At 62.6% G+C, this 1,793-nt stretch carries 1 protein-coding gene and 1 pseudogene; one reads left to right on the top strand and one right to left on the bottom strand.

Annotated features, from left to right (window positions below; genetic code table 11):
* A partial coding sequence (locus AACR77_RS05965; RefSeq protein ID WP_042880343.1) for a methyl-accepting chemotaxis protein occupies window positions 1-1,157 on the bottom strand: 1,157 nt, incomplete at its 3' end.
* Window positions 1,158-1,452: 295 nt separating this feature from the next.
* On the opposite strand from AACR77_RS05965, the pseudogene AACR77_RS05960 reads away from it, so the two are divergent.
* A pseudogene (locus tag AACR77_RS05960) lies at window positions 1,453-1,793 on the top strand (M3 family metallopeptidase); the annotation flags it as partial.

Genomic DNA, 1,793 nt, shown 5'->3' with positions numbered 1-1,793 from the left:
ATGGCGGCGTTGAGGGCCAGCAGGTTGGTCTGCTCCGAGATGGCGCTGATGACCGCCGTCACCTCGCTTATCTGCATCACTCCCTCCTTGAGCTGGTTGACCTGCGAGGTGGCCTGATCCACCTCGGTGGCCAGCGCCTGGATGCCGTGCACGCTGGCATGGACATCCTGGTTGCCGAGCCCGGCCTCGCTGGTGGCATCCTGGGTGTCGCGGGCCGTATTCTCGGCGTGACCCGCCACGTCGGCGATGGTGGCGCTCATCTCGTTCATGGCGGTGGCGAGCTGGGCGAGCTGGTCCCGCTGACTGTTGACCGCCTGGTTGGTCTGTTCGGCGGAGGCGGCGATGCGCAGGGCGGCATCCGCCACGTTGCGGGCCCCCTGGCTCGCCTCCAGCAGGGCGCGGCGGATGGCATCCAGCCCCTGGTTGGTGGAGCTGGCGACGGCGCCGAGCTCATCCCTGCCCAGCACCGGGATGCTGACCACCAGATCGCCGGCCGCGACCCGGGCCATGGCCTTGTTGATCTCGGCCAGGGGATTGACGATGGAGCGGCTGATGGCGAGTCCCAGCAGCCCCATCAACAGGATCACCAGCAAGGTGGCGCCACCCATCCACTCATATTGGGACCACATAGTGGCCTCAATGTCCTGCAACAACACACCGGAGCCCAGGATCCAGCCCCAGGGCTGGTAGCCCGTCACCAGCGACATCTTCTGGGCCGCCTCGCCGGACGGGGAGACCCACTGATACTCCAGCCTGCCCTGGTGGCCGCCCTTGCCGAGATCCACCATGTGTTGCCAGTGGGACTCGGCAGGGTTGTTGCCCATCTGCTGGCCGACCAGCTCGGGTTTGGCGGGATGCACCACCACCCGACGATCTTCATCCAGCACGAACAGGTAGTTGTCCCCGTCAAAGCGCATGCTGTCGAGCATGGCCTTGGCCTGTGCCTTGGCCTGCTCCGGGGGGAGGGTGGCGGTCAGGGCCTGGATCCGGCTCATGGCCAGATCCAGCACCGCCTGCAGCCTGGCTTCCCGTTCACTCATCAGATTGCGGTGCAGGGCACTGGCCGAGATGAGCAGCAGTGCGATGAAGCCGACCAGGGCCAGTGAGAGCAGCAGCATCAGTTTGCGACTCACGGCAATATCACCGAGCTTGAACATAGTCTTATCCTTACTTTCCCATGCGGGTCTGATTGTGGCCGAACTACCGACCGGACCTGATTGTTGTTATTTTTAACATATCATTAACTTTCAATGGGTTGCGATGGAAAACAGCCAATTGAGCAGTTTGACAACCAGTATAGCCAGCAGACAGAAACCCTCGCTTTTGATAGCGTGATGGCGCGCATCCCGGCGCACAATTTGTCTGCTCCATTCGCAAGAAGTGTGAATGGGTTGGCATTTCACCAAAAAGGAGTGGGCGCCCCCGTGGTCGCCCCATAACAAGAGGGAAGTTATGAGTTCCATTGCCAGGAATTATCTCAACCAGCTCAATGCCGATTACCTGCAGGTGCACAGACGCAAGGAGGACCTGTTCTGGTCCACCTACATGGGCACCAGCGACGATCAGGCAGGCTTCACCGCGGCCGAACAGGCCTACAAGGCGTTCTGTGCCGATCCTGCCCGCCTGCCGGTGCTGCGGGAGATGCATGCCCAGGCCGAAGAGGCGGATCTCAGGCGCGGCCTGGGGGGCTGGATCGCCTTCTTCGAGTGCAACGTCATCGAAGATCCCGGTGCCTCCGCCCTGATGGACGAGCTGGTGGCCGCCGAGGCGGATCTCTTCGCCCGTCGCAAGGG

The sequence above is a fragment of the Aeromonas sp. ZOR0002 genome (assembly GCF_963866995.1).
GTDB lineage: Bacteria > Pseudomonadota > Gammaproteobacteria > Enterobacterales > Aeromonadaceae > Aeromonas > Aeromonas caviae.
This window is presented reverse-complemented; position numbering and strand designations above follow the sequence as displayed.